Annotated in this window: 23 protein-coding genes; 15 read left to right on the forward strand and 8 right to left on the reverse strand. The window is 61.8% G+C overall.

From position 1 onward, the window contains the following. Window positions 1–3 precede the first annotated feature (3 nt). Both ADJ70_RS04725 and ADJ70_RS04730 read left to right on the forward strand, forming a co-directional pair. Window positions 4–966 (forward strand): ROK family protein, encoded by a 963-nt coding sequence (locus ADJ70_RS04725; RefSeq protein WP_050343959.1) that lies wholly within the window; start codon window positions 4–6, stop codon window positions 964–966. 156 nt (window positions 967–1,122) lie between these two features. Continuing rightward, window positions 1,123–1,575: a PTS sugar transporter subunit IIA gene (locus ADJ70_RS04730; RefSeq protein WP_050343961.1), complete on the forward strand. Its 453-nt coding sequence runs from the start codon at window positions 1,123–1,125 to the stop codon at window positions 1,573–1,575. A gap of 114 nt (window positions 1,576–1,689) precedes the next feature. Here the strand turns inward: ADJ70_RS04730 and pepI are convergent, their stop codons facing one another. Further along, window positions 1,690–2,598, reverse strand: coding sequence for a proline iminopeptidase (gene pepI / locus ADJ70_RS04735; RefSeq protein WP_050343963.1), 909 nt, complete (start codon window positions 2,596–2,598; stop codon window positions 1,690–1,692). Between the two features lie 213 nt (window positions 2,599–2,811). On the opposite strand from pepI, the gene nagA reads away from it, so the two are divergent. Continuing rightward, window positions 2,812–3,987: an N-acetylglucosamine-6-phosphate deacetylase gene (gene nagA / locus ADJ70_RS04740; protein WP_083443817.1), complete on the forward strand. Its 1,176-nt coding sequence runs from the start codon at window positions 2,812–2,814 to the stop codon at window positions 3,985–3,987. Window positions 3,988–4,022: 35 nt separating this feature from the next. Here the strand turns inward: nagA and ADJ70_RS04745 are convergent, their stop codons facing one another. Then, window positions 4,023–6,173, reverse strand: coding sequence for a Na+/H+ antiporter (locus tag ADJ70_RS04745; protein ID WP_050343966.1), 2,151 nt, complete (start codon window positions 6,171–6,173; stop codon window positions 4,023–4,025). 188 nt (window positions 6,174–6,361) lie between these two features. On the opposite strand from ADJ70_RS04745, the gene ADJ70_RS04750 reads away from it, so the two are divergent. The 7 genes from ADJ70_RS04750 to ADJ70_RS04780 all read left to right on the forward strand — a co-directional run bounded on the left by ADJ70_RS04750 (window position 6,362) and on the right by ADJ70_RS04780 (window position 13,074). Continuing rightward, window positions 6,362–7,249 (forward strand): HAD family hydrolase, encoded by an 888-nt coding sequence (locus ADJ70_RS04750; protein ID WP_050343968.1) that lies wholly within the window; start codon window positions 6,362–6,364, stop codon window positions 7,247–7,249. Window positions 7,250–7,306: 57 nt separating this feature from the next. Continuing rightward, window positions 7,307–7,663, forward strand: a complete 357-nt coding sequence (locus ADJ70_RS04755; RefSeq protein ID WP_172674446.1) for an HTH domain-containing protein — start codon at window positions 7,307–7,309, stop codon at window positions 7,661–7,663. Further along, window positions 7,660–9,405, forward strand: coding sequence for a BglG family transcription antiterminator (locus ADJ70_RS04760; protein ID WP_062393086.1), 1,746 nt, complete (start codon window positions 7,660–7,662; stop codon window positions 9,403–9,405). The genes ADJ70_RS04755 and ADJ70_RS04760 overlap by 4 nt, the downstream gene beginning before the upstream one ends. Before the next feature lie 248 nt (window positions 9,406–9,653). After that, window positions 9,654–10,139: a PTS sugar transporter subunit IIA gene (locus ADJ70_RS04765; protein WP_050343974.1), complete on the forward strand. Its 486-nt coding sequence runs from the start codon at window positions 9,654–9,656 to the stop codon at window positions 10,137–10,139. A gap of 3 nt (window positions 10,140–10,142) precedes the next feature. Then, entirely contained in the window at window positions 10,143–10,427 is a 285-nt protein-coding gene (gene gatB / locus ADJ70_RS04770; protein WP_050343975.1) for a PTS galactitol transporter subunit IIB, read from the forward strand. A gap of 74 nt (window positions 10,428–10,501) precedes the next feature. Beyond that, complete coding sequence (locus ADJ70_RS04775; protein ID WP_050343977.1) at window positions 10,502–11,887, forward strand: PTS galactitol transporter subunit IIC; 1,386 nt, start codon at window positions 10,502–10,504, stop codon at window positions 11,885–11,887. A gap of 140 nt (window positions 11,888–12,027) precedes the next feature. Then, the gene (locus tag ADJ70_RS04780; protein WP_050343979.1) at window positions 12,028–13,074 is read left to right on the forward strand and encodes a galactitol-1-phosphate 5-dehydrogenase; all 1,047 of its coding nucleotides are present in this window, start codon (window positions 12,028–12,030) and stop codon (window positions 13,072–13,074) included. A gap of 779 nt (window positions 13,075–13,853) precedes the next feature. On the opposite strand, the gene ADJ70_RS04785 is transcribed toward ADJ70_RS04780, so the two are convergent. The 3 genes from ADJ70_RS04785 to ADJ70_RS04795 all read right to left on the reverse strand — a co-directional run bounded on the left by ADJ70_RS04785 (window position 13,854) and on the right by ADJ70_RS04795 (window position 19,329). Continuing rightward, window positions 13,854–16,967: a BspA family leucine-rich repeat surface protein gene (locus tag ADJ70_RS04785; protein WP_050343981.1), complete on the reverse strand. Its 3,114-nt coding sequence runs from the start codon at window positions 16,965–16,967 to the stop codon at window positions 13,854–13,856. Between the two features lie 498 nt (window positions 16,968–17,465). Further along, entirely contained in the window at window positions 17,466–18,398 is a 933-nt protein-coding gene (gene pfkB, locus ADJ70_RS04790) for a 1-phosphofructokinase (RefSeq protein WP_050343983.1), read from the reverse strand. Window positions 18,399–18,477: 79 nt separating this feature from the next. Further along, the gene (locus ADJ70_RS04795) at window positions 18,478–19,329 is read right to left on the reverse strand and encodes a class II fructose-bisphosphate aldolase (protein WP_050343985.1); all 852 of its coding nucleotides are present in this window, start codon (window positions 19,327–19,329) and stop codon (window positions 18,478–18,480) included. Window positions 19,330–19,645: 316 nt separating this feature from the next. On the opposite strand from ADJ70_RS04795, the gene ADJ70_RS04800 reads away from it, so the two are divergent. From ADJ70_RS04800 to ADJ70_RS04820, 5 genes are all read left to right on the forward strand, one after another. Further along, the gene (locus ADJ70_RS04800; protein WP_050343987.1) at window positions 19,646–20,443 is read left to right on the forward strand and encodes a DeoR/GlpR family DNA-binding transcription regulator; all 798 of its coding nucleotides are present in this window, start codon (window positions 19,646–19,648) and stop codon (window positions 20,441–20,443) included. Between the two features lie 325 nt (window positions 20,444–20,768). Next, window positions 20,769–21,200, forward strand: coding sequence for a Fur family transcriptional regulator (locus ADJ70_RS04805; protein ID WP_050343989.1), 432 nt, complete (start codon window positions 20,769–20,771; stop codon window positions 21,198–21,200). Beyond that, window positions 21,190–22,212, forward strand: coding sequence for a metal ABC transporter substrate-binding protein (locus ADJ70_RS04810; RefSeq protein ID WP_253273233.1), 1,023 nt, complete (start codon window positions 21,190–21,192; stop codon window positions 22,210–22,212). Before ADJ70_RS04805 ends, ADJ70_RS04810 begins: the two co-directional genes overlap by 11 nt. Beyond that, window positions 22,212–22,970, forward strand: coding sequence for a metal ABC transporter ATP-binding protein (locus ADJ70_RS04815; protein WP_083443820.1), 759 nt, complete (start codon window positions 22,212–22,214; stop codon window positions 22,968–22,970). The genes ADJ70_RS04810 and ADJ70_RS04815 overlap by 1 nt, the downstream gene beginning before the upstream one ends. Beyond that, the gene (locus ADJ70_RS04820; protein ID WP_050343994.1) at window positions 22,971–23,780 is read left to right on the forward strand and encodes a metal ABC transporter permease; all 810 of its coding nucleotides are present in this window, start codon (window positions 22,971–22,973) and stop codon (window positions 23,778–23,780) included. It begins immediately after the preceding gene. Window positions 23,781–24,098: 318 nt separating this feature from the next. Here ADJ70_RS04820 and ADJ70_RS04825 read toward each other — a convergent pair whose 3' ends face one another. The 3 genes from ADJ70_RS04825 to ADJ70_RS04835 form a co-directional block, all read right to left on the reverse strand. Further along, window positions 24,099–24,953 carry a hypothetical protein gene (locus tag ADJ70_RS04825; RefSeq protein WP_050343996.1) on the reverse strand — a complete coding sequence of 285 codons (855 nt, stop codon included), beginning with the start codon at window positions 24,951–24,953 and terminating at the stop codon, window positions 24,099–24,101. A gap of 78 nt (window positions 24,954–25,031) precedes the next feature. Then, entirely contained in the window at window positions 25,032–25,793 is a 762-nt protein-coding gene (locus ADJ70_RS04830) for a hypothetical protein (RefSeq protein ID WP_050343998.1), read from the reverse strand. 34 nt (window positions 25,794–25,827) lie between these two features. Further along, a complete protein-coding gene (locus tag ADJ70_RS04835; RefSeq protein ID WP_050344000.1) occupies window positions 25,828–26,460 on the reverse strand; it encodes an ATP-binding cassette domain-containing protein in 633 nt (210 codons plus the stop codon). Window positions 26,461–26,467: the final 7 nt, after the last annotated feature.

The following is a 26,467-nucleotide window of genomic DNA, read 5'->3' on the forward strand; positions in this document are numbered from 1 at the left end:
GGCATGGCTGGCAAGGACGGGTGTGTGCTTGGCATAGATGTGGGCGGGACCTCCATCAAGGCGGGCCTGATGACGGTGGGGGGTGAGATCCTGGACACGACCAAGATACCCACCGGTGAGATCGTGAGTGACGCCGCCTACCAGGAGATCACCAATGGTCTCTCCACCTTGGTCGCGAGCGCGGGGTACACGGGGTCGGACGTCGTTGCGTTGGGCCTCGACGTGCCGGGACCTGTGGACGACCAAGGTCGCGTGGGCTTCTTTGCCAACATAGAGCTGGATCCTGATGGATTGAGATCGGCCCTTTTGGAGGCGTTTCCCGCATCGAGGCTCGCCTTCGTGAACGACGCCAATGCTGCCGCCCTCGGCGAGCTCTGGAAGGGCTCGGCCAAGGGCATCGGCAGCTTTGCGCTCGTGACCTTGGGCACCGGCGTTGGCGGCGGCATCGTCATCGGCGGCAAGCTCGTCTCTGGTGCGTTTGGCGCGGGGGGCGAGATAGGCCACATCACCGTCAAGCCGGAAGGGGAGGAGCGTGCCTGCGGCTGTGGACGGCATGGCTGCCTGGAGCAGTACGCCTCGGCAAAGGGCCTCGTGTGGCTCTACCGCCAGGAATGCAGAAGGCAGGGGGTCGAGGGGGTCAAGGTCGAGCACGACACAGATACGCTCTCAGTGTTTGCCGCGCTCAAGGCCGGTGATGAGTGCGCCGAGACGGCGGTGATCAAGATGTGCGAGTATCTCGGCTACGCGCTCGCACAGCTCTCGGTCATCATCGACCCGGCCGTCTTTTTGATCGGAGGGGGTGTGGCAGGCGCGTTCGACGCGTTCTCGAACAAGCTTGCGGCGAGCTTCCGCGCGCACTGCCTGTCGACCTCGTCTGCCGCGCGTATCCTGCCCTGTAGCCTAGGGAACAAGGCGGGCATGTATGGGGCGGCGTATGCGGGGCTCCAGGAGGCGGGTCTGGCTTAGGGAAGCGGGCCTCGCCTCGGCCCTTTGGTGGTATGCTTGTAGGCGGTCCTATCCAAGAAGTCCCATCCGCACCGTGCCACCAAGGGGCGCCAGTCGTGATGCAGGACCGGCGCTGCAGCTGCCAGCGTCGGCTGAGAGAAGCAGGAGGATATGGTAATGAGCGATTTTGTTAAGGCATCAGACGTTTATTTGGACAATGCCGCCTCGACGGTGGACGAGGCGTTGGACTTTCTGTCCGAGAAAGCTGTCGAGGCCGGATATGCGCCTGACAAGCAGGCGGTTCTCGACGCCTTCAAGGCTCGTGAGGCCGAGGGGACCACGGGCATGATGGAGGGCTTCGCGATTCCCCATGCGAAGTCTGACGCCATCAGTAAGGCGGCCGTGATCGTTGTCAAGTTTGCCGGTGACGTTGCGTGGGATTCTATGGATAAGAAGCCTATTAACGTCGCGATTGCACTGTGCATCCCAGGGGCTGAGGCTGGTACCACACACTTGAAAATTCTCTCCGACGTCGCTGTCCTGCTCATGAACGAGAAGTTCCGCTCTGAGGTTCGTGCGGCCACAGACGGTGCGACCATCGCCAAGATCATCAACGACGGCCTTAAGTAGTGCCGCTCGCACGAGAACTGCTGGCCCAGCACAGGTGATTGGCGTGCGCGGGGCGCTCGGACTCGCTTCGGCTGCCCCGCGCGTTCTGTGCTGACTCGTTTGCGTGGGATCGTCTCAGTCGAACTCACTGAGCCAATGGCTGAGCAGCCTCAGGTAGCGGGGCGTGTCCTCGGCAAAGCAGAGGTGGCGGCAGTTAGTGAAGAGCTCCCAGCGTGCACGGGGAAGGGCATCTGCCATCTGCTTGGCGACAAGCGGCGAGCAGAGATCCTGCGTGCCGCTGACGACCAGTGTGGGGAGGTCCAACTCGCCGAGGCGATCGGCATACTCGTAGCCAGCGAGGGTGCCCGAGGGCATGAGCTCGTTGTCTCCCCAGGCGGTCACGTATGACTCGCGCCCCGATCGCTTGGGGCGCGTCAGGCACTCGGGAGCATCTGGCCCCAGCTCGCTTACCGGGTCTGTTGAGAAGAGCCTCATGTAGTGCGTCTCTGCGGCGCGAAACTCCGACGTGTCGAAGTCTCCTGTGGCCTCGGCCTGTAAGAACGTGCGCCGCTCGCCCTCGGGTAGGTAGCGCAGCCGCCTGTGGCCCTCTTCGCTCCAGAGGCTCGCTGAGGCGAGCGTGCTCGAGAGGACCAGGGAGTGCACGCCGCGAGGCCTCAGGTCGCAGAGGTACATGATGGCGAGCATGCCACCCCAGGATTGACCCAAGAGGTGCAGGTGCTCGAGCTCCAGCTGCGTTCGCAGGGCAGTGAGCTCACCTAGCCAGGTCTTAGCCTGCCAGAGGTCGGGGTGGCCTGCCATGGAGTCGTCCCACGAGCGTCCGCAGCCGATCTGGTCGTACATGACTATCTTTCGCCCATCGAGGTCCGCGAGCGGATCCAAGAGTTCGAAGTAGTTGTGGGTCGAGCCGGGGCCGCCATGGAGAAGCACGAGCGGTGTGGCCCTTCGGGCGGGCCTATCCGGCTCGACTATGCGAACGTAGATCTTGTAGTCCAGGTAGGGTTGCCATTCCTCAACAACATGCATGTGCGAGCCTCCCTTGCCTTCGACGCGTCGTCGAAGTTCCCTGCAATCTTCCGTCTGCCGTTCCCATGGTAGGCCATCGTGCAGCCGCGCATGTTGACAGGTGTCGCCCAGCTGGCGAACGTGTAGGACGCACATTCCGGATACCGATCCCGTATACTGGCTCGTGAGAGACCCACGATCAGGTGACGTAGCGATAGGGGAAAAGCCATGCCCATGGCACATAAGCCGTTCTGCATCAAATCAGACCACCTCGTCCTTCCGGGGGGTGCGGTGTTTGCGGGTTACCTGCCTATCTTGGACGGCGTCTTCCTGCCGGTGGCACGAGAGGCTCCCGAGGATATGGAGGTCATCGATCGCAGCGGCTGCTGGGTCGCCCCGGGCTACGTGGACACGCACGTCCATGGCTTCATGGGCCATGATGTGATGGATTGCGACGCTCGTGGTGTGGACGCCGCGAGCGTCGGGCTTGCCCGCAGGGGCACCACGAGCTGGGTTCCCACGACGCTCACCCAGCCGAGCGAGCAGATCCGCGCCGCCTGCGCGAGCGTGTACGAGGCGAGGTGCGCCCGAGGCGACGACTTCATGGGCGCACGTATAGAGGGCATCTTCCTGGAGGGTCCCTTCTTCACAAAGAAGCATGCCGGTGCGCAGAACCCGGCGCACATGACCGATCCTGACGTGGGACTCTTCTGCGAGTGGCAGGACGCGGCCCATGGCCTCATCTGCAAGAGTTCTCTTGCACCCGAGCGCGAGGGTTCTCCTCGCTATTGCGCCACCCTTAAGGAGATGGGCGTCGTGGCTGCACTCGGTCACTCGGCCGCGACGTATGAGGAGGGTCTGGCGGCAGTCGCGGCGGGGGCGACGGTCTTCGTCCACGTCTTCAACGGCATGGACGAGTTTGGACATCGTGCGCCCGGCCTCGTTGGTCTGGCGATGACGACGCCGACGACCTTCGCCGAGCTCATCTGTGACGGTCTGCACGTCGCTCCTGCGGCCATCAAGGCACTCGTCGCCGCGAAGGGCTGGCAGCACGTGGCCATTATCTCGGACTGCCTGCGCTGCGGCGGGATGCCCGAGGGCGACTATATCCTCGGAGACCTGCCCATTCGCGTGGAGGGGGGTCTTGCTCGCCTTGTGGGCGGTGATGGGGAGACGGGAAATATCGCGGGCTCCACCACCACCATCGCGCAGGAGGCAAAGAACCTCATGGACTGGGGCATCGTCACTGCGGAGCAGGCCATACGCATGGGAAGCGAGATTCCGGCCGTGTCCTGCGGCATCGATGACGGCTGCGGCCTCATTCTGCCCGGCCGTGTCGCCGACCTCAACGTGCTGTCCGCCAGCCTCACGGTAGAGGAGACCTACCTGGGCGGCAGGCTGGTGGCGTAGTGCCCAGGAGCTACGTTTCACGGTGAGGCGCAGCGTCACTCGCTGTATGCCATCTGCAGATAGTAGACGTTCTCGCGAAGTTTGGTGGCCACCTCGCGATCGATGGTGCCCTCCGATTGGAGCCGTATGATCTGGTCCAGCTCGATGCGCAGGGCGTTTTCGTCGACGTCGTCCGCGTACTCGCGCGCGTGGGCTATCTGCTCCCTGAAGCGCGGGGCAATCTCGTGCGAGTCAAGGTTATAGGGAAGGACGTAGGAGCTCTGGCGACCGGTGTCGGCACCCTCCTGACCGATGTTGATGCGGCTCCAGATGGACTCGACCGCAGACTCGTGCTCCACGAGCAGGTTCTTGGCTATTTCTGCCCTGCGTGAGTCGGCACCTGCGGCGATCTCGTTCAGGCGCTCTATCTCGGTGTATTCGAGCTCGATGGCGTAGATGCAGGCCTGGAAGTACGCCCGATCGTCGTCGGAGATGGTGCGGATGTTGCCATTGGGCGACCAGAGGCGGTGTAGGGTACGCCTCAAGGTGCTCGCCAGCATCCGGAGGCGTGAGTTGCCGTCTGTGCGCGTACCGATGTTTGCCATGGGGCCAATGTAGCCCACTGAGCGGCGAATGGATCGGATGTCCTCGAGGATGGTCTCCCAGGGCGTCTCATCGTGGTGCCTCAGATGGCGCAGGTGCAACTCCTTGAGGCGGGCCTCTTGGAACGTGTTGGTATCGCGGATGATCGCGAGGGTCTCGGGTCCGGTCTCGGGCGTGCTGATGCGCTCGAAGAGGAGGCGGCTGGAGTAGCGGGTGATGGTGAGTCGCAGGGCGGGGATGTACCTCGCCTCGATGCGGCTGTCGCTCATCATCGCCCGGAGTTCCCCAAGTGTGGCAGAGAGAACTGCGATGGAACCCTCACGCACGCGCTCCTGCAAGTTGCCTTCGCTATCCGGCATGGGCGCAAGGCGAGGCAGGAGGCTGTCGGCGAGCAGGAGGGTGGTGAGGATGACGCCTGCGGTGATGGTGATGATGAGCTCGCGTTGGGGAAAGGCTGCCCCCGAGTCGACGGTGTAGGGGAGCGTCAAGGCGATCGACAGCGTCACTGCTCCCTTTGCGCCCGCGATGGTCGTGACCAGCACGTCTCTGACCAGGTCCTTCCCCGGTCCGCACAGGTGCTGGCCGCGCTTTCTGCGAAGGAGCTCCATCAGGTAGAGCCAGAGGAAGCGGCAGGCGTGTGACAGGAGCGCCATGGTGAGGACGATGCCGACGATCTCAATGAGGCCCAGGCCGCCGTTAAGGCCGGGAGTGACCGCAAGTGGGAGCTGCATGCCCAGAAAGACGAAGACCGTTCCGTTGATGAGAAACGAGATGACGCGCCAGAAGCTATCGGAGACGAGCCTCTGCCGGGCTGCGGTGGGCGAGGAGAGACGCGGGGCCGGCCGGGCGATGACAAGCCCTGCGGCGACGACGGCCAAGATGCCGCTGACATGGAGGGACTCGGCAAAGAGGTACACGAGAAACGGCGTCAGTACCTCATAGAGGACGTGTGCCGTGACGTCCTCAAAGCCCAGGCGGCGGAGCATGCCTATGAGCAGTGAGAGGAGCAAACCCACGAAAAAGCCGACTACGATGCCCCCGACGAACAGCAGCGCGAAGGAGCCGAGCACGGCCGTCACGGAAAACGCCCCTGTCACGGCTGCGGCGACCGAAAACTGGAACGCCACGACACCCGAGGCATCGTTGATGAGCGACTCGCCGGAAAGTAGCGTCCTTTGGCGCTCGGTGAGGCATACGGAGGAGCGCAGCGCGGTGACGGTCGCGGCGTCCGTGGGGCCGAGGGCTGCGGCGAAGGCGAAGGCCGCCGCCAGGGGGATGGAAGGCACGAGCCAGTTGAGGGCGTAGCCAAGCGTCAGGACGGATGCGACCACCAGGCCGATCGCGAGTGACAGGATGTCAGCCCGCGAGTTCCAGAGGGCCTTGGGATCTGCCTCACGCGTCTCGTTGAAGAGGAGCGGCGCGATGAAAAGCACGAGGAACAGCTCAGCGTCGATGCGGACCTCAAGCACGCTGGGCGCAACGAGGGTGATCACCAGGCCTATTGCGACCTGTAGGACCGGTAGCGAGACGTGTGAGAACTTATCGAGCACAGATGACAGCGCGACGCAGGACAGCACGATGAGGACGAACTCGAGGGTTTCCACGCAAGCTCCTTGTTGCAGGGGGTGTCGTCCTCGCGATTCTTGCCGCGAGGCGATGGTGATGCTTGGATTCTACCCGGGATGGGAAAAGGATAGGCCTTTCGGGACCATGGAACCTGAGCTACACTTGGTACATGCAGCTTGTCGGCTCCGTGTGTGGCCGACCCACCCTAAGAGATGCGGGAGTGCCCATGATCAAGCTCGTCCTCACTGACATCGACGACACGCTGATTCCCTACGGGGCACCCTACGCGAGTGAGCGCACCCGCAGGGCGATCCACGGCTTTCTCGACGAGGGGCTGCACTTCGGTCCCGTCTCGGGTCGAGTCCCAAATGCCATGGGCTGGATGTTTGGGGGAGACGAGCGCTGCTTTGCGACGGGTGCCTTTGCCAATGGGCAGGTCATCCGCATCGACGGTGAGATTGTGAGGGAGGTCCCGACCGACAGCGAGCTGCTGCGCGAGGTCGCGGGCGTGCTCGACGAGCTCGGCTACGATGCCTGGCTCACGGTCTATTCGCTCGATGAGTGCGGCGTGACCTTCGTCACCTCGCGAGAGGAGCAGCTCAGAGACTGTCTCTTACGGGTGGGCTATGGGCGCCCCAATCGTGTCGTGAGGGAGCCCAGGAAGTTCTCCTACCTCAAGAGTAACGTTTACTGCGTGTGCTCTCGCGCGCAGATGACGCTCATCCGCGACGTCCTGCGCGAGCGGGTCGGCGCGCTCAGCTTCGTCTTCCCAAGCACGGTGGCACCCTATATCGACATAAGCCCGGCTGGGTGGGGAAAGGGCGAGGCCGTGCAGCTTATGGCAGGGGAGCTTGGCGTTGGCCTCGATGAGGTCGCGACCTTCGGTGATTCGGAGAACGACCTTTCGATGATCGAGGCCGTGCCCAACTCGGTGGCGGTGGCCAATGCGACCGAGGCCGTGGCTAGGGCTGCCCGCTGGCACGTTGGTCGCTGCGCGGATGATGCCGTGGCTCTCGCGCTTGAGGACCTCGCGCATGCCGCCCGCACGGGTTCGACACCTTCGTTCATGACCCGTCCTTTGGAGCCGGGGTCCTTTGTGCCAGCGGGCTCATGATGGGGTAGGGTCGTGTGACCGAGGGCGTTCCTGTCGTGACGGTTGGGGGGCGGATACGTGAACAGGCGCTCGATGGACATCGTCCGAGAGCTCTTGGGCGTGGGCGACGATGCCACGTTCGCGATCCTTGCCGAGCGCTTCGACGTCTTGGAGCGGACGATCAGAAACGATATCGCCTCGATCAACAGCTTCTTGGAGGGGTCCGGACTCGGTCTCATCAACTATGGGCCGGGTGGCTCCATAGTTCTGCCAGATGACTTTGTCGAGCTGCGGGATCGCCTGCCCGAGGGGGACTCTCTGCGTATCGGCTCTCGCGCGACGAGCGGAGGCTGCTTGCGAGTGTGCTCGTCGCAAACGCTACGAGTTACATCACCCTCTCCGAGGTGGCGAGCCGCCTGGGCACGAGCCGCGTGACAATCATACATGACCTCGATGCCATCCGTGACCTGCTCTCTGCAGGGTACCTTGAGCTTGTCTCAAGGTCAGGAAGGGGACTCATCGTCAACGGAGAGGAGGCGGAGAGGCGCGCATACCTGCTCTTAGCAAGCGTGTCTGCCGAGAGGCTCCCGGAGTCTCTGGATGTCACGATTTTTGGGGAGCTCTCGGCAGATGACACCGTCGCCATTCGTAAGATCCTCAACGAGCGGTGCCAGGCCCATCAGCTGCGCATGACGGACAACGAGTTTCGCAGGATACGAAACTACCTCTGCATCATGGTGCACAGGGTGCGCGTCGGGTGCAGGCTCGAGGAGGACTCTCCAAGGCCAGAGAGCCTCGCGGACTCCTTTGCCACCGACGTGCTTGCACTCGTCGCCCAATACTGCTGCATCGAGGTAAACGATGCTGAGAGAAACTACCTCCAAGGACTCTTGGCGTCGGCCAACCTCCTTGGGCATGAGGTCTTTCAGACGGTTGACGTACAGACGCAGGTTGTCTGTCGCCAGTTCATCGATCGCGTCTCCAAGGGCATCGGCGTGAACCTCAGCAGCGACTATGACCTCTTCGAGTTTTTCTCGCGCCATATGGGATCGTTGTTCTCAGAACGACCGCCGCAACCTCCGGCGACGACGGAGGTCTCTGCGGTCGTGGGAAGGCATCCCGAGCTAGCGACTGCCGTGCGCCAGAACAGGGGCCTGCTTGAAACCTTCGGCTCTCGCTCGCTCAGCGAGGTCGAGTTGGACTACATCTGCCTTCACCTATGCGCGGCTCTGGAGCGACGTCGCAGCGTCGAGGGGCAGATCAGGGTTATCGTCGCCTGTAGCGGGGGAGTAGGGATGTCCCAGCTATTCGCCGAGACGCTTCGCGGCAAGTTTGACTTTGAGATCGTGGACGTGATCCCGTCGCATGAGGCGAGCCTGCTTGTGGCAACCGATGCTGACCTCATGGTCTCCACAGTGCCGCTCAGGGACTGCCCCATTAAGGGCGTGGTCGTCTCCTCGTCCCTTGGAGGAGCAGACCTTGAGCGCATCCGTCGTGAGATCGACCGGCTCAGGGGGTCCCGTCGGCATGTGATAGCCACGGACGCTGATCTGGGCGAGGCGCGTACGCTCATCCATGCGCTCGAAGCGGTGGTGACGCGTGGCGCCCCCGAGGCGGCCGGCTACCTCATGCCACGGATCAAGGCCGAGGTCAGACAACACTTCCTTCACAGGGGCGTGGCTGCGGACCACCGGCAGGACCTTGCCCTGCAACCCTACTTGTACCAGCTGCTCCCCGCGAGCCACATACAGTTGGACGTGGCCTGCCAAGACTGGAGGGACGCCATCGAGAAGTCCGCCGCTCCCCTTCTTGATCTGGGCTACATCTCTGAGCGCTACGTTGGCGCGATGATACGAAATGCCGAGGAGAACGGCCCCTACTTCGTGCTCTCCCAGGGTTTCGCGATGCCGCATGAAGGTACGGACAGGGGTGCCCTCAAGCTGGGGATGAACCTCATACGCCTCGTCGAGCCAGTGTGCTTTGGGGCAGACGAGCTTGACCCCATTGACTTTGTGTGCACGCTATCGGCCACAGATGCCAAGACGCACCTGCGCGCCTTCTTCAACCTCGTGAACCTCCTGCGCGAGCCGACGTTCAAGCGGGCGCTGTGCGACGCCGTCAGGCCGACGGAAGCCGCAACTGCCATAGAGCGCCACGAGTGGCGGCTCCAGGGCTAGTCGAACGAACGTCTTGGACCTGTGCCTGTGGGCATCGCCTTGGGGCACAGGTGCCTCGGGGCAGGCGAGTGCGGCTCGTCGCGAACGGTATGAGCCAGCGGAGTTGGAATGGCCCCGTGTGCCTAGGGCGCTAGTAAAGCAATTGTCAAAAACTGTGAAACGCCTTTGACTGGTCCTGTTCCGGGCCTCTCCCTACTATGAGCATCAGCAAGAGGTACGTGGGTGCAGAGGGAAAGGAGGTACACGGCATGGTTTGGGAAGAGCTCAAGGAGGATCTCATCTTCACCTGTGTGGAGGCAAGGAGCACCGATGAGGTCTTCGACCAGCTGGGCGGGGCGCTCGTCAGGGCCGGGTACGGCAGGGAGGACTACGTGCAGGCCCTCAAGGACCGCGAGGGGGAGTATCCCACGGGTCTTAACGTGAACGGAATCGGGATCGCGATCCCGCATACGCCGGTTGACTACGCGAACGGCACGGCCACCTGCATCGGCGTGCTCAAGGAACCGGTCACGTTCTTAGAGATGGGTACCGATGAGGAGGTGCCGGTGAAGCTTGTCTTCACACTTTGCGTCACCGACCCGCACGCTCATATCGACCAGCTCAAGCAGATCGTCCTCATCATCCAGGACGGTGAGGTCCTGCAGAGGCTCATCGGCTCCAAGGACCCTAAGGAAATCATCCAGATCATCAAGGACAAGGAGCAGGCGCTGGAGTTTGCCCTGGGAGGAGAGTAAGTCATGAAGAAGAAGGTCATCGTCGCCTGTGGTGGCGCCGTCGCCACATCCACCGTCGCTGCAAACGCAGTCATGGAGCTCGCAAAGAAAAACGGCATCGACGTCGAGATCTGCCAGTGCCGCATCTCGGAGATCGCCTCGAACTTGGATAACGCCGTCCTCATCGTCCCGACCTCTCGCCTCAAGCGCGACTTTGGCATCCCCATCGTCCCCGGTACCGCGTTCATCTCGGGCGTCGGCACCGAGAAGGTCGAGGCGAAGATACTCAAGGCACTGAAGGACAAGTAGGTCACAGACAGCTAGCTGCCATTATTTTTTTAGGGTCATGTTCTTGATACAGAAGGAAGGGAGTGTTAAAGACCATGCTTGATGGAGCGATCTTCACTATCAAGTACATCATCGATATGGGCGCCTCGGTCATGCTACCCATCATCATCGCAATACTCAGCATCGTCGTGGGGGTGGGACCTGGCAAGGCCGTTCGTGCCGGCCTTATGATCGGCGTGGGCTTCGTCGGCCTGAACCTCATTGTGACGCTCATGAACGATCAGCTGGGTCCTGCCGCACAGGCCATGAGCGAGCGCTTTGGCTTGTCACTGACCATCATCGACCAGGGCTGGCCGGGCATCTCTCCGGCAGCCTGGGCCTCGCAGATCGCCTACGTGGCTATCCCGCTTGCCGTTGCCATTAACGTCGTTATGCTGCTTCTCAAGCTTACCAAGGTCGTTAATGTCGACATATGGAACATCTGGCACTTCACGTTCACAGGTGCGATCGCCTACGTCGTCACCGGAAACTATTGGATCGGCATGCTGGGGGTCGCAATCCATGCCATCGTAGCCTACAAGCTCGGTGACATTTGGGCCCCTGTCATGGAGGAGTACTTCGAGCTGGACGGCATCACCGTTCCCCACGGAGACTCTGCCTTCATGGGACCCTATGCGGTGTGCGTGGACTGGCTGATCGATAGGATCCCGGTTCTTCGTGACGTTGACATCAACGCGGACACCCTGCAGGAGAAGATCGGCGTCTTCGGTGAGCCCGTCGTCATAGGATTTGCCCTCGGCGCCATCATCGGCCTACTCGCGGGCTATGACGTCGCCGGCTTCCTAAAGTTGGGCGTGAACATGGCTGCCGTCATGGTCCTCATGCCCAAGATCGTCAAGTGCATCATGGACGGTCTCATGCCACTCACAGAGTCCGCCAAGAAGGTCATGAACGAGCGGTTCGGAGGCGAGCAGTACTACATCGGTCTCGACCCTGCCATCCTCCTCGGTGACTCCCAGGTCGTCACCGCAGGACTCATCTTCATCCCCATCACGCTGCTTCTGGCGATCATCATACCGGGCAATCGCGTCCTTCCCTTTGGTGACCTCGCGACCATCGGCTTCTTCATCGCCATCGCCGTCGGCATCCACAAGGGCAACCTGTTCCGCACGCTCTTCTCGGGGACGTTGATCATGTCTATCATCATCTGGATCGCCAACCAGACGGTGGACTGGGTCACCGCGCTCGGGACCTCCACAGGTATCTTCACCCTTGCCCCAGGAGCCCAGATTGCGGCACTCGATCAGGGTGGGTGGCCCATCACCTATGTCTTCACGTCGATCTGCAGCATGCAGAACCTGGTTTCGGTCATCCTGATCACCGGTTCGTACGTCGCCTGCCTCGTGATGTCAGTACGTTTCTCGAAGAGGCGCGCCGCAGAGGTCGCTGTCGCGCGCAAGGATGAGGACGACGAGCTATAGGCCCCTCTAGGGAGTAACGGGAGGCGGGTGTTGGGCATCGCCTCTTGAGGATGTGCCAAGACATCAACACCAACGAACGCTCCTTTATCGCGAGAGCTCATGAGAGCTCATAGGTATGGGAAAAGGAAGGGAGCATTGCCATGAAGGCGGGAGTCGTACATGCGCGCGAGGACATTCGCTACGAGGACATCGAGCGTCCTGCGCCCAAGAGGGGTGAGGTTCTGATCAAAGTCAAGTACACGGGGATCTGTGGCTCTGACGTGCCGCGCGTGAACGGTGACGCATGTCACTTCTACCCCAACGTCCTCGGGCACGAGTTCTCGGGCACCGTCGAGGACGTAGGCGAGGGGGTCACGTCGCTTGGGGCCAAAGATCGCGTGGCCGGCGTGCCCTTGGTTCCCTGTATGGAGTGTGATGACTGCAGGCGCGGTGACTTCTCGCTCTGCAAGCACTACACGTTCATCGGCTCGCGCCGTTTTGGCAGCTTTGCGGAGTACGTGTGCGTACCCGAGGCCAACGCCGTTAAGGTTGCCGATGAGGTGAGCTTCGAGCAGGCCGCGCTCTTTGAGCCTGCCACCATCGCCGTCCACGGCCTGGACTGCGTTCCCTACAGAGGTGGCAAAACGGTCGCCATCGTGGGCGGCGGAACCATCGGGCTTCTCACCGCGCAGTTCGCAAAGATCTATGGCGCGGCTAGGCTCGTCGTGTTCGACGTCCAGAGGGAGCGCCTGGAGCTTGCCAAGAGCCTCGGCGCGGACGATGTCGTTGACTCGAGTGAGGAGGGGTGGCTAGAGGGTGCCCTCGAACTCACTGGTGGGCGTGGCTTCGACTACGTCTATGGCACGGCAGGAGCGGTGCCCACGATCAAGATGCCCTTCGATCTTGTGGCAAACAAGGGATATGTATGCTACATCGGCACCCCCACGCGCGAGATCAGCTTCTCGATCGATGAGTGGGAGAAGATAAACCGTAGGGAGTTTACGCTCACTGGTTCGTGGATGAGCTACTCCGCGCCGTTTCCCGGGCAGGAGTGGAAGACCGTCGCGCACTTTTTTGCGACTGGCCAGCTCAGGTACGAGGGGCTCGTGTTCAAGACCCTTCCGCTGAGCCGGATAGCCGATGCCTTCGAGATGTACAAGACACCCGGTGCCGTGAAGGGCAAGATCCTCATCGATTCTGAGGCGTAGGGCAGCATCGCTACCTCTGGCGTCGCGACCTCACCAGGTTCGGCCGTGCCTGAATGCATGGCCGGACCTTCGCGTCATGCGGGTCGTCTGCCCAGAGTGGCCGGTGAGCTCACCGGCGAGCGCACATCTCGTCGAGCGTCGCGAACCGGACCGCATCCTCGCCGAGGTCGACCTCACGCCTGCGGAGCAGCGGACTCGTTTCGGCTGGGCGGCTTCGGTCGCCGCTGGCCGAAGCCGTATGAGCGCGTCGCGTGAGCCGATGGCATACATTCTGGGTGGTCCTGTCGCCTTCCTATACTCAGCGAGTTTCTCCAGTACGTTTTCACCATGCTGATCGACAAAAGCCCACCCACCGTTGATCTTTTTCTTAAGGTGACGAAAACGTACACTTTTATAGAGACTGGTCAAGTATCGGGACTCATAGCCGTGCCCGTTGTGCGTCGGACGCGGGCAAAAGCCTAGCCAACTTAAATCTTGTCAAAGCACACGGCGGTATTCCAGTATCCGTCCCTGTGGGTACGGGATGCGTCTGAGTTGTCTGTTCTTGTTTCCCGTGACTTTGAATAGATCGGTAAATCCATCCTCATCTCGCTTAAACCTTTCCGGCATAACTTCGACGTTCAGGTGACGGTGCCATGAAAAGGCCCGGGCTGACGCATATTGAACTAACGGATGGCCGGTACGAGGTGGCCAGGGGGTCTCGGGACCCTCTGGCGCACATCTCCGTGTTTCGAGGACCTACGCTTCTAAGGCGCGCCGACTTCTGGCGTCGTGATGGCTCAGCTGCACTCCCGCGCCCACACCCAGGTGCCTGCAAGTGAGGGGCCAAAAGCTTCGGCCAGCTCCTCCGCGCCCATCTCGGGCTGGCCGCCCCCCAAGGCCCACTTCCCGGTGTAGGGAGGCGTCGCGGGAGGGTTGGGCAGGCTCGCGAGCCACGGGCTCAGTGAGGGGTCGCAGGGTCTGAACGAGAAATCGGGACCGAGCCTGACCTCACTGAGCTCATCGCAATAGGAGAACATCTCCCGCAGGAACTCGACGCTGGACATATCCCAACCCGTCATGTCCAGCGAGGAAAGCGAGACACAGCCATCGAACATGCCACTCATGTCCCGCACGCTTGATACGTCCCATGTGGAGACATCCAGGGAGGCGAGCGAGGGGCAGATGAGGAACATGCCCTCCATGTTCTCCACCCGCGAGACGTTCCAGCCGGAGACGTCGAGCGAGGCCAGTGAGGTACACCTCTGAAACATGCCCCCCATGTTCCTCACCTGTGAGGTGTCCCAGCTGGAGGCTTCGAGAGAGGTTAGTGAGTGGCAGTCACAGAACATGCTGCGCATGTCACCAACCCTTGAGGTGTCCCAGCCGGAGGCATCGAGCGATGCCAGTGAGCGACAGTCGCAGAACATCAGGGACATGTCGCTGACCCCGGAGACGTCCCAGCCAAAGAGGTCGAGCGAGGTCAACGATCGACAGTCGCGGAACATGCCGCGCATGTTCTCCACCCTGGAGACGTTCCAGCCAAAGAGATCGAGAGAGGAAAGGGCCTGGCACTCGTAGAACATCAGGGACATGTCGCTGACCCCGGAGACGTCCCAACCGGAGAGGTCGAGGGAGTCCAGGACGTAGCACGACTCAAACATGCGGGACATGTCCGTGACGCCCGAGACGTCCCAGTTCGAGGCGTCAAGGTGCCAGAGCGCCGGGCACAGGCCAAACATACCGGACATGTCGCGTGTCCGCGAGGTGTCGAGGCCCGTAAGGTACATCTCTGAGCAGCGCTCCAGCCCGAAGAACAGGTAGGAGCACCCCGCACCCAGGCGCACCTTTCCCAGGACCCTGACAACTGCGATCTCAAGGCGCTGGTCGTGCCAGGGGGCGTCGGTCGGGCTGCCTGTGAGGCAGGGCGCCTCGCCTGAAACGCACCCCGCCGCAGGCGCGAGCCAGAGGGTGCCAAAGGCGTCCAGAGCCCAGCGGCAGCTCCCCCACGCCTTCCATATGGCGTCGTCATCGGGCGGGGCATCGGCTGCGACCGGTGCGGGGATCGGATCCCCCCAGGCTCGACCAACGTCGCAGTTCACGTGGAAGGTCATGTTGGCAAACTCTCTTCGACAAGGATCAAGGTTGGGGTTTCTCACGTAGATGTCATAGGAACAGTCATCGAACTCGCTGAAGTCCATGCCCCACTTCTCGGCCAAGCGGGTCTCGTCGTGGAAGGCCTCGGTCGCTCCTGCGAAGAGACGGATCACCTCGAAGAGAAGATCGAACACCTCCGTGCGAGGCCTGCATGCGATGGGGCCGCCGTAGACGACGTCACCTTGCATGTCTTGGTGAGCCAGCTTGTTTCGATTGTGCTCGGGGATAAACCAGACTCGCTCGCCACCGAAGCAGACGTCAGAGCAGTGTTCCGTAACGGATACGCAGAAGCCCCCGCCCCATCCGTCAAGAAGCAGCGCAAACGTCTGGTCGTCCTCCTCTTCCTCGTCCATTATAAGCGTCAGGAGGTGGGAGAAGTCACTCAGTTGGAGGCGCCTGAGGAGAAGCTGGTGAGCCTCCCAGGTTCGAACACCCATCCCCGGTCCCGTAAGGCACCGCGACGGGTTCGCGCCAAGAAACGGACGACTGACTCTTCTGCGAATCGGCCGTGCGAGGAGTGCCGATAGTCCGGTGGCTTCCTGGGGAGGCTCGGGGCGGGGTCTGTCGGGCACGAGCACGTACGGCTCCCTGGCGGGCGCGGAAGGCTCTTCAGCTGCAGGAGGATCTGACTCACCGGCTGCGATGCCATCCTCAATGACGCCCCAGCCGGCGGTCTCCCAGTCGGCTCCCGTCGCATCGCAGTTCACGTGAACGATGACGTTGGCGAGGCGCACGGCGCGCGGGGCGGAGCGCCCATCCCTCACATAGAGGTCATAGGTGCACTCAGAGAAGGGGTCGAGGCCGGGCGATATCCATCTCATCCGGCCACCCTCGACCGTCTCGTCGTGGAAGACGCCCGTCGCCCCGGCAAGGGTACCCGCCAGTTCGAGCAAGACAGCGAGCACCTCGGCGCGCGGGCGTCCCTCGAAGGGGCCGCCGTAGAGGATGTCATCGTGAGAGGAGGGCCGGGCTAGCTCGGGGCGCAGAGACTCAGCGGCCACTACGACGCGCTCTCCCAGGGCACAGACCTCGCACAGGCTCGGGCCGATGCCCACCCACAGGTCGCCCGCCGTTCCGTTGAGGCGCAGGCAGCACGCGGAGCCATCCTCACCGCCCTCCACGTCGTAGGTCAGCAGTGTTCCGACATCGCCCGCCTGCAGGGCGCGGGAGAGCCACGCAGCCTCCTCGCGCGGGCTAGCTCCCGTGGCGGGAGGATCCGGTGGGGCGGCCCAGCCGGATCCCACGTGGAAGGTCACGTTGGCGACTACCCGCTCGCCGGGTTCCAAGAGGGGGTTGTCCACGTAGATGTCGAAGTGCGACTCCCCGGGACCCTCTGACGTCGTGTGACGGGCGCTGCGGGCGCCGGTGAGGATACGTAGGGCCTCGGCGAGGACGTCTCCCGCTGCAGTGGGGTCCCGGCAGATGACGTCGCCTGCTGTGGGCGACGGGCCGCCCTCGGAAGCGCCGGGGCCAGCGGCCCAGACGCGCTCATCCCAGAGGGACACCGTCGAAGCACCGGGACTCGTCTCGACGACCAGGCCGCTGTCCGCGCCGTTGATGCGGGTGCGAAGCGTTTGGCCTTCCTGCTCGGTCTTGTCGACCCGAATGGGGAGGGGGCCGTCAGATGAGGCGGAGCGGATGACGTGGCTGAGGAACTCCTCGGACGGGGATACCTGCCTCTTCCACCTCGAGGAGGCGTCCCCTGGGGATATGTAGGCGCACAGGTCCTTATGTCTCTGGCGGATGAGCCTTCCCATGCCGTCCTCCCATCCCTCTGTTGATCCCCCGCATACTGTTAGCGTCGGTCGCATCGCCATGCTATCGATAATATACAAAATCCTACTATACGATAGAGACTTCGTGAGTTCGTGTGGGTAGGTGGTTGCGTCACCGCCCCGGTGGGGTGGGCCTCAGGTCCGAACATCTGAGTAGCGCGGGGCCATGGGGCCGTCGATGTCATGGGACCCGTGGCCCCGCCCGGTCGCGCGAGCGGCCGTGGGTATGCAGGAGTGTACACAGATCGGAGAAAATGGGCTCTCGGTTCTGTTTTGGGGCATTCGTGTACACTGTTGCGACGCGATTCGCCGAGGCGTCAACCCACGCTAACTCTCGAAGAGCCATACGATATCAGCCTTTTCATTGGTGCTAACACCCTCGATGTCTCGCTGATCGCATGCTGCTTGGGTTCCACGATGCTCTACTCTACAGTCGGCTCGGCCACCCACAATGCCGTCACGGCCGGTGGGTTGGGGCCCTCAACCGACGGCACGGACCTCGACATGGCTCATGATCGCGTCGCGGTCCGCCGGATCGTATTCGCCCGTGTTTGGCGACATCGCCGCGGCAGACGCGACGGCGATGGCATAGGCCAGCGCCTCCCTCGGGGCCATCGCGCGCTCGAACGCCACGGCGAAGGCGGCTACCATTGAGTCTCCGCAGCCCACGGTGTTTGCCACCTTGACCTTTGGGGGGATGGCCCGAAAGCAGCCTTCTTCGCAGGCGAGCAGGGCCCCGTCCTTGCCCAGTGAGATCACGACCTGCTCCACGCCATCCTCGCGCAGGCTCCTCGCCTGTGTGACGACATTGTCCTGAGCCGTGGCCATAGCACCCAAGAGTGCCTCGATCTCGTCCTGGTTGGGTTTTATCATCGTGGGACTAGCCTCAAGGCCAAGCCTGAGCTCCTCGCCCGAGCTGTCGAGGATGACCCGTTTGCCCTCGCCTAAGGCGAGCCTGACGAGCTTTTGGTAGCTGTCCTTGCCCACGCCGGCAGGCAGGCTTCCCGAGAGCGTGACGACGTCTGAGCCTGCGATGATGGAGGGAAACTCTGCAAGGTAGGCCTCAAACTCGTCGACGCCCACGGTGGGCCCGGGCTCGAGGAACTCGGTCGAGGAGAACATGGGGTCCAGGATGTTCACACAGCTGCGTGTCTCACCGGCGATGTGCCCGAACCTGCTCCGTATGCCGTCCGCCTCGGCGAGGGCCTCGAGGTACTGCCCGTTGAACCCGCCCACGAGTCCTGTTGCCTGCACGTCTGACCCGCAGAGCCTGGCGACGCGCGCGACGTTGAGGCCCTTGCCTCCGGCGCTGTTTGCCACCCGCGCCACGCGCATGACCGTGCCACCCACTATCTCGTGCTCCATGTGGTAGGCCTTGTCGATGGATGCGTTGAGCGTGACCGTCGTTATCATTGCTTGCCTCCTCGGTAGAAGGGGCGCCTGGGGCGACTTGCCTGGTATGCGGTCGTCCCAGACGCCAACAGGATGTGCCCTACGCCTTGTTCGTGGAGCCAAGATTGTCCATGTGGCTCTCGACAACGGCCTGGATCTCATCCATGCCGGGAGCGGCTGGCTTTTTGGGATCAAAGCACGCGGGGTCCTTTTCCATGTGGCCCATGAAGCCGTGCATGAAGGCCTGGCGCAGCTCGGTGGCATAGTTCACCTTACATATGCCGTTGGCGATGGCCTCAGCCACCTGGTCGTCGGGTACGCCGGAGGTGCCGTGGAGCACCAGGGGTATGCTCAGGCGAGAGCAGATGGCCTTGAGGACGCCTTGCTCGATGTGAGGCGTACCCTTGTAGATGCCGTGCACGGTCCCCACCCCAACGGCCAGCGAGCTGCACTGGGTGCGCGCGACGAACTCTTCGGCCTCGTCGGGGTCAGTATAGGGGCTCTCGCCCTCGACGGCTGGTCCGTCATCCTCCTTGCCACCCACCTTGCCGAGCTCGGCCTCGACGGGGAGGTTGATGGGCAGTGCTACCTTGGTGACCGACTCGGTGAGGGCGATGTTGTCCTCGAAGGGGACGTGTGACCCATCGATCATAACGGAGCTGTAGCCTGCGCGGATGGCCTGTACGCAGCGGTCGAAGCCGTTGCCGTGGTCCAGGTGCAGGGCAACGGGCACGTCGGCGCTCTCGGCTGCGCAGCGAACCATGGCCACGAAGTAGTCGAGGCTCGCGTACCTTACCGTGCCGGGGGTTGTCTGCATGATGACGGGCGACCTCTTCGATTGCGCCGCACGGACAACCGCCATGACGAACTCGAGGTTCTCGACGTTGAAGGCGCCGACGGCATAGTGGCCCTCCTGTGCCCTGAGCAGCATTTCCTTGGTGGTGACGAACATAGTGACCTCCTTGTCCCTGCATCGTTCCGTGGCGTACGATGCGCTTGTCGAGACTCATTCTAGGTGGGTCAGAAGGACTTTTCATTTTAGAAATATCACTACGTATCAAGATCGAGACCTCAAAGAGAAAGAAAAAGTAAGTAGAATAGAATTCATTATAGAATAAGCTGGTAAATAGATACTATTGAGCTGTAAATCTCTAGATTGATCAATCAGTCGCATTTTCTTACGCAAGAAAAGAAAATGTATTATACTTGCTAATAAGAAAGTATAGCACAACATAATTTCTACACAGACAGAAAGTGAGGAGGAGCATATGGTCGAGAAGGAGCTGCCGGGACCTGAGGAGAGGCGTGCCGCCATCCTAGAGCTGCTCTCCAGGGAGTCCTCGGTACGAGTGACGCAGCTCGCGAGGGCCTTCGGCATCTCTCGCGTCACGGCGCGAGCAGACTTAGACGCGCTCGAGCGCGATGGAAAGCTCCGGCGCACACATGGCGGGGCCGTGTCGCTGTCACATCAGCTTACCGTCTCTGTTCAGGAGAGGCGTGCGAGCGTGAACGCAGAGGCGAAGCGCGCCATCGCCCAGGTTGCCGCAGGACTCGTCTGCGATGGGGACACGCTGCTGCTCGATTCGGGAACGACTGCGCTCGAATTTGTGCGGGCGCTCTTCGCGTCAAGCGGGCTCACGATACTCACGGCGGACCTCACCATCGCGGAGCACATCGATCATTCCATGCCAAGCTGCGATGTCGTGCTCCTGGGCGGGATGCTGCGCAAGGCTCACCGCTACACGACGGGACCCTTGGCCCTCTCCGCCCTGGCGAGCCTTCATGCCCGCAAGGCCTTCCTCTGTCCGGGAGCCTACGTGGGCGGCCGTGGCTTCATGACCGACTACCAGAGCATGGCCGAGCTCAAGCGGGCGATGCTGTCAGCGGCGGACAAGCGCTATTGCCTTCTGGATGCGAGCAAGGTGGGCGCGGCCGGCCTCATCCGCTTTGCAGACGTGGCCGACTTTGATGCCATCATTATGGACTCGGACCCGGACGCTGCCATGGCCTCTGCACTTGAGGGTACCGGCGTGAGCCTCACGCTCGCACGAGCCTCACGCCCGTAAGGCCGCGCGTATCGCCAGCGCCAACTGAGTCCTGCCCACGGGGAGGGGGCCGTCTGCGCCCCTCTTTCTCCTCGCTTGGGCGTCTATGAGATTCCGGACAACGCTACGCCAGTGTTCTGATGCTGTCTATGCTGCTTTTGCGTTGACCCCTAGGTGGTCGCAACAGTTGAGGTTGCATGCGAAGGTGATAGCTCCACAAAGATGTAGAAATTTAAGGAAACGAATCCTTGCAATTCCCAGCCTCGCCTATAAAATGAAATCCGAATTCGAATTCTGAGCGGGTACGGGTTTTGGTGCGGGAGCGACGTAGGACAGCGAGGTGGGCATGGTGGTGAGGCGCGCGTACAACACGAGGCAGCGGCAGGCCGTCGCCGCGTTTCTTGCCGCGCACGCCGATCGATACCTGAGCGTGGACGACGTCTTTGGTCTCATGCGCACGGAGGGTTCGAGCGTCGGCCGTACGACGGCGTATCGCACGCTCGAGTCATTGTCCAGGGAGGGCGAGGTCGCGAAGGCCTTCGTCCCAGGGGGTGGTGAGGCACGGTATCGCCTCATAGATCCAGCTCGTCGCGATGAGGGGCAGCTGGTGTGCCTGGATTGCGGAAAAGTGCTCTCGCTTGATTGCGAGATGCTCGTCGAGTTTACGCGTCACGTTCAGGCGGACCATGGCTTCTCCATCGACCCGACGCGTACCGTGCTGTACGGCTTATGTCAGGAATGTATGGCTTCAAGAGAGGCAGGATCTGATGACAGGTAAAAAGGTTATGTTCACGCGCCGTGGTGCCTTGGGGCTCATGGGATCTGCCGCGGCGTTCGTGCTCGCAGGCTGCTCTTCGGGAGGACAGAAGAAGGAGGGGGGTCAGGGCGGCACTGGCACCAATGCTGCCGCCGGTGGGTCGGGCGCAAAGCTCAAGGTGGCGGCGAGCTTCTACCCCATGTACGACTTCACCTCAAAGGTTGGCGGAGATCGCGTCGAGGTCAGTTGTCTGGTGCCAGCAGGCACTGAGCCCCACGACTGGGAGCCCTCGACCACGGACATGCGTACCATCACCGACGCGAAGCTGCTCGTCTACAACGGTGCTGGCATGGAGCACTGGGTGAGCGACACCCTCGAGGGTCTTGGGAGCGACGCCCCCAAATCCGTCGAGGCGAGCAAGGGTCTCTCCCTGCTCAAGCTGAGCGCAGAGGCGCTTAGCGAGGAGAAGGCCGAGCACGAGCGGGCAGGCGAGGATCCGAGCAAGGTCTCCGACACCGACCCGCACTGCTGGCTCTCGCCACGGCGTGCGAAGCAAGAGATGGAGAACATCAAGGATGCCCTCGCTGCGGCAGATCCCGACGGCAAGGACGCCTACGAGGCGAACTGCCAGAAGTGGGGTGCCGAGTTCGACAAGCTCGACGCCGAGTTCAAGAGTGGTCTTGAGGGGCTGCCGCACAAGAACATCGTCGTGAGCCACGAGGCCTTCGGCTACCTTTGCGACGACTATGGCCTCACCCAGCTGCCCATAGAGGGCATCGAGGCGGATGCCGAGCCAGATGCCCAGCAGATGGCCAAGATCACGGACTTTGTCAAGCAGAACGGGGTTACGACCATCTTCAGCGAGGAGCTCGTGAGTCCCAAGGTCGCGCAGTCCATCGCGGATGCGACCGGCGCCTCCGTCGAGGAGCTCAACCCCTTGGAGGGTCTCAGCGAGGAGGAGCTGGCGTCTGGCGATGACTACTTCTCGACCATGCGCGAGAACCTCGATAAGCTCAAGAAGGCGCTTGCCTGATGCCAGAGCGCACCGCCGAAGCGGGTCATCTCCATTCCGCAGACGGGACGCCCGTCGTCCTTCACGACGTGCGCTTCTCGTATCGCGGCGACGAGGTCCTGCGTGGCGCCTGCATGAGCGTCGCGGCGGGGGAGATCTGCGCCCTGGTGGGGGACAATGGTGCGGGAAAGTCAACCATCGCCCGGCTCGTGGTCGGGGAGATCATGCCCGCGTCCGGTACCGTCGAGCTCTTTGGCGAGGATCCCGCACGCTTTCGCGACTGGGCGCGCGTCGGCTATGTCCCGCAGCTTCTCCCCGAGGCCGTCTCTCGCTTTCCCGCAAGCGTGTCGGAGCTGGTCGATGCGAGCCAGTACGCGAGCGCACGGGGGATTGGCCGTAAAGAGCGCCACAAGCGCAGCATGGCGGCGCTCGAGCGGGTCGGCATGCGAGGCTTCGTGCGTCACCTCATCAGTGAGCTTTCTGGAGGACAGCTTCAGCGTGTGCGCTTGGCCTGCGCCCTGGTGGGCGACCCGTGCCTGCTCATACTGGATGAGCCCACCAACGGGCTTGACAGCGAGAGCCGCGAGGTCTTTTATCGGCTGGTCGGTGAAGCGCACGCCGAAAGGGGCATGGCAGTCCTGCTCGTGACCCATGACCTGGGGGCCCTCGCGGGACTTGGCGCCAAGGTGGTCAGGATACGTGATGGCTTGGCATGGCCGGAGCCACAGGCAGAGGCAAGCGCATCTGCCGCATTGGCGCCAGGCAAGAGGGGGGCATAGGTGCTCGACTACGTGTTCATGCAGAGGAGTCTCGTCGTGGGGGTGCTCTTGGGCGTCATCATCCCGCTTGTGGGCGTGACGGTGGTGCTCAAGCGCCTCTCGATGATAGGAGACGCGCTCTCGCACACCTCGCTTGCAGGTGTCGCGGGGGGCCTCGTCGCTGGGGTCAGCCCCGTGGCGGGCGCGGTCGTCGCCTGTCTTGCGGGCGCCCTCTGTGTCGAGGGTGTCCGCAGGCGTTTTCGTGAGCAGTCTGAGCTTGCCGTCGCCATCGTCATGGCGACGGGCATCGGCCTCGCGGGCGTGCTCTCGGGCTTCGTGCCCAACGCGTCGAGCTTCAACAGCTTCATGTTCGGGAGCATCCTTACGGTGAGCGCCGAGGAGACTGTGGGCATCGCCGCCGTCAGCCTGCTTGCCACCGCGTTTTGCGTGCTTGCGCGTCGCGAGCTCTTTCTCATGTCGTTCGACGAGAGACATGCCAGGGCCGTGGGGGTCCCGGTGAGCGTGGCAAACGTCGCCTTCGTGATGATGGTTGCGCTCGTGGTTGCGGTGGCGGCGCGCACGGTGGGTTCCCTCATCGTGTCATCGATGATGGTGGTGCCGGTTGCCTGTGCCCTGCAGCTCGCCCGTAGCTGGAGGCAGGTCTGCATCTTTGCAAGCTCGATAGGCGTCCTGACGACGGTGGCTGGGCTCGTGGCCTCGTACTACCTTGGCCTCAAGCCAGGCGGCACCATCGTGCTCATGGCCGTCGCACTGCTTGTGGTGGTCCTTGTGGCCAAGAGAGTCACAGCCTTCGCGCGACACACCCGCTGATCGTCGCGCGGACCGTTGGCGGGTCGGTGTCTGGGGCTGTGCGCCGCACTTGTTGCGCATCGCGCGCCATCCGCCACTTGTTGCGCGGCGCCTGTCGCCCAGCGGGAAAGTGCCCGCCAATCTGGCGGGCACTTTCGTAAGGACATTTGCCCAGTTGGCGAGAAAAACTCGGTACCCGCCAATCTGGCGGGCGGGTCGCCATCAACGCCACCTAGGACCGCGCCATAGGAGGACTGTAGTAGGCCATGACGGAAACCGACATGAGGGTGACCAACCGCAGCTGCTTTGAGAGGAGGACCGATCTGATGCGAGCCCCCCTCATAGCAGGATATCCCTCCGCGTCCGTATTGGATACCAGAGCAAGAACGCGGCCACGAGTGCCAAGACCACGGGCAGGCCAAAGAAGTATCCGTAGGACAGGCCCTCAAGCGTTGCCTCGGGAAAGAAATAGAACTGCATTTGGAGCCTACGGGGTAGGATGAACGAGACGATGAACACGATGGCCATTGGCAGGCCAATGAGTATATGGCGACGAAATGACCTGAACAAGGAGATGCCGAGTGTTATGACCGAGACGAGTCCGCCTATCAGGCTTGCGTACAGCATGTACATGAGGTTTAACACGTAGGGATGATTGAAGTACAGGTTGGGAAACAGCACGTTGCGGGAGATGATGTTGACCCGTATGTTATCGAGGTGCGCCCCTTCATTCATGAGGGCCTGAAAGCCAAACTCTGGGGAGTTCAGGGGAAATATGAGCAGCGAGAGAAGCTGCGAGAGCAAAAGCGGCACAAACACAACTGCGAACCCACCGATGAAGGCCACACAGGCCGAGGAGCGAACGTAGTCGGCCATGCTCGTCCTCGTGGCGAGCAGGATCGCAGTCTGTCGCTTTCGGTCAGCCTCGATGGAGTCGGCGTACACGGACGCGGACAGGATGAAGAAGAGCAGGTAGAACCAGATGTGGATCGCAACGATCTGCATGACGTCCATGTTGCCTATCCACCCGTAGGCGGCACTGGGCAGAGCATCTCTCTCGAACCCATAGAAGTGGAGACATAGCTCCACGAACGAGAGGGCGATCAAGACCAAAATGACGCAAAGCGCGATCTTTATCTCGACTCGATCCCACATCCTCTTGAGGTGGAGCACTGTCATTGGTCGCAGCTTCATAGAACGCTCCCTGTAGGGACAGGGCTCAGAGGGCAGTTCCCTGAGCCAGATGCATGTATTTCCTATCGGAGTATCTAATCATAAAAATTGATCAATCAGATGTTTGCAATTTTCCTCATAGACTTCCTTGGCGCGGCTGTACACAACGAACTGATCGGTGTTCGTACTTTCCTCGAATGAGACTATGGATGCGCCTTCTGACACTGAAATTGGGGTCACATCCGCCAACAGAATCCGCGCGTAAGGTGAATCATACATTCTGTACTGACTAGCGCCATGAGGTGCGACGTATTGAGGGGGCAATGCCTTTCTCTGCAGGAAGAACAGGTAGGTGTTTCCCTCCTTCATAAAGCCCTTTCCATGCCAGTACGAACCCTGGGCAGAAGGTCGAATTATCCGAGCCTCATCATCGTCGGACAATTTGCTATCGTCTAAACCGAGTCTCGAGATGATCTCCTTAGCTCGAGAGATCCGCATAGGCTCAAAGACCTGAACAGTCTGCCCCACCGCTAGCTCTCCTTTTATAGAGCGAATAATCTCAACGCCAGACGCAAAGGTCTGGTAGCCGTATGACCGCCCCCCATTGAAGCGCCCGACAACAATCGTGTCTGAATTCTCGATCATCGACTGCACCGAGTACAGGCCAAGGGATTCGTCTCCCTCCGGGGAGAGAGACTCCTCGCTAACCGTACTCTCGAGTACAGGCAAGGAGCGCAGAGCTTCAGGATCATTGGCGTAGTTCGTATAGGAGCTCACGGTCATGTATGCGACCGCAAGCATCATACATGACAGAAGCACGCAGAACACGATAAAGAATCTCGTCACTGTCTTAGGTCTCATGGCACCTCCCATCAGCATGAATCTATCAGATGACTTACTTCTCCGTCAGCTTTCCCTCGTACATCTCAAATTGACGACTACTCAGCTCTGTGAGCTCGGGGGTGTTGTGTGCCGCAAGAAGCACCGTGGCACCCCTCTCGTGCTCCTCGCGGATGATGCCACAGAGCAGCTCGAGGCCATGGGAGTCAAGGGCGTTGCTTGGCTCGTCCAAAAGCAGGAGGGAGGGCCCCTCCATAATCGCCTGGGCCAGCTCGAGCCGCTGCTTCATGCCCAAGGAAAACTGCTTGTAGATGCGCCTGTCGTTTGGGTCTAGGCCCACACGCCGCAGCGCGCGCTCTATGCCCTTCCTGGAGATGACGCCTCTGATCGACGCGATGAGCTCAAGGTTCTCGACCGCCGTGTACTCATCCCACAGGGCAGCTGACATCACGATCCCCATGTCAGGCGGGAAGGAGCAGTCGACGCCGACCGTGCGTCCGAACACGCTGATCGAGCCTGACGTCAGGTGGACGAGGCCAGCGATGGCCTTGAACAGCATCGACTTACCAGAGCCATTTATGCCGCTGAACGAGTATATGCCGCCTCGGTCTAGCTCGACGTTCACGTCGTCAAGCACGATCCTCTTTTGGATGAGCTTGGTGGCGTGGCTGATGCTGATCGTGTCCATGGCGACT

The sequence above is a fragment of the Olsenella sp. oral taxon 807 genome, assembly GCF_001189515.2.
In the GTDB taxonomy this organism is placed as follows: domain Bacteria; phylum Actinomycetota; class Coriobacteriia; order Coriobacteriales; family Atopobiaceae; genus Olsenella_F.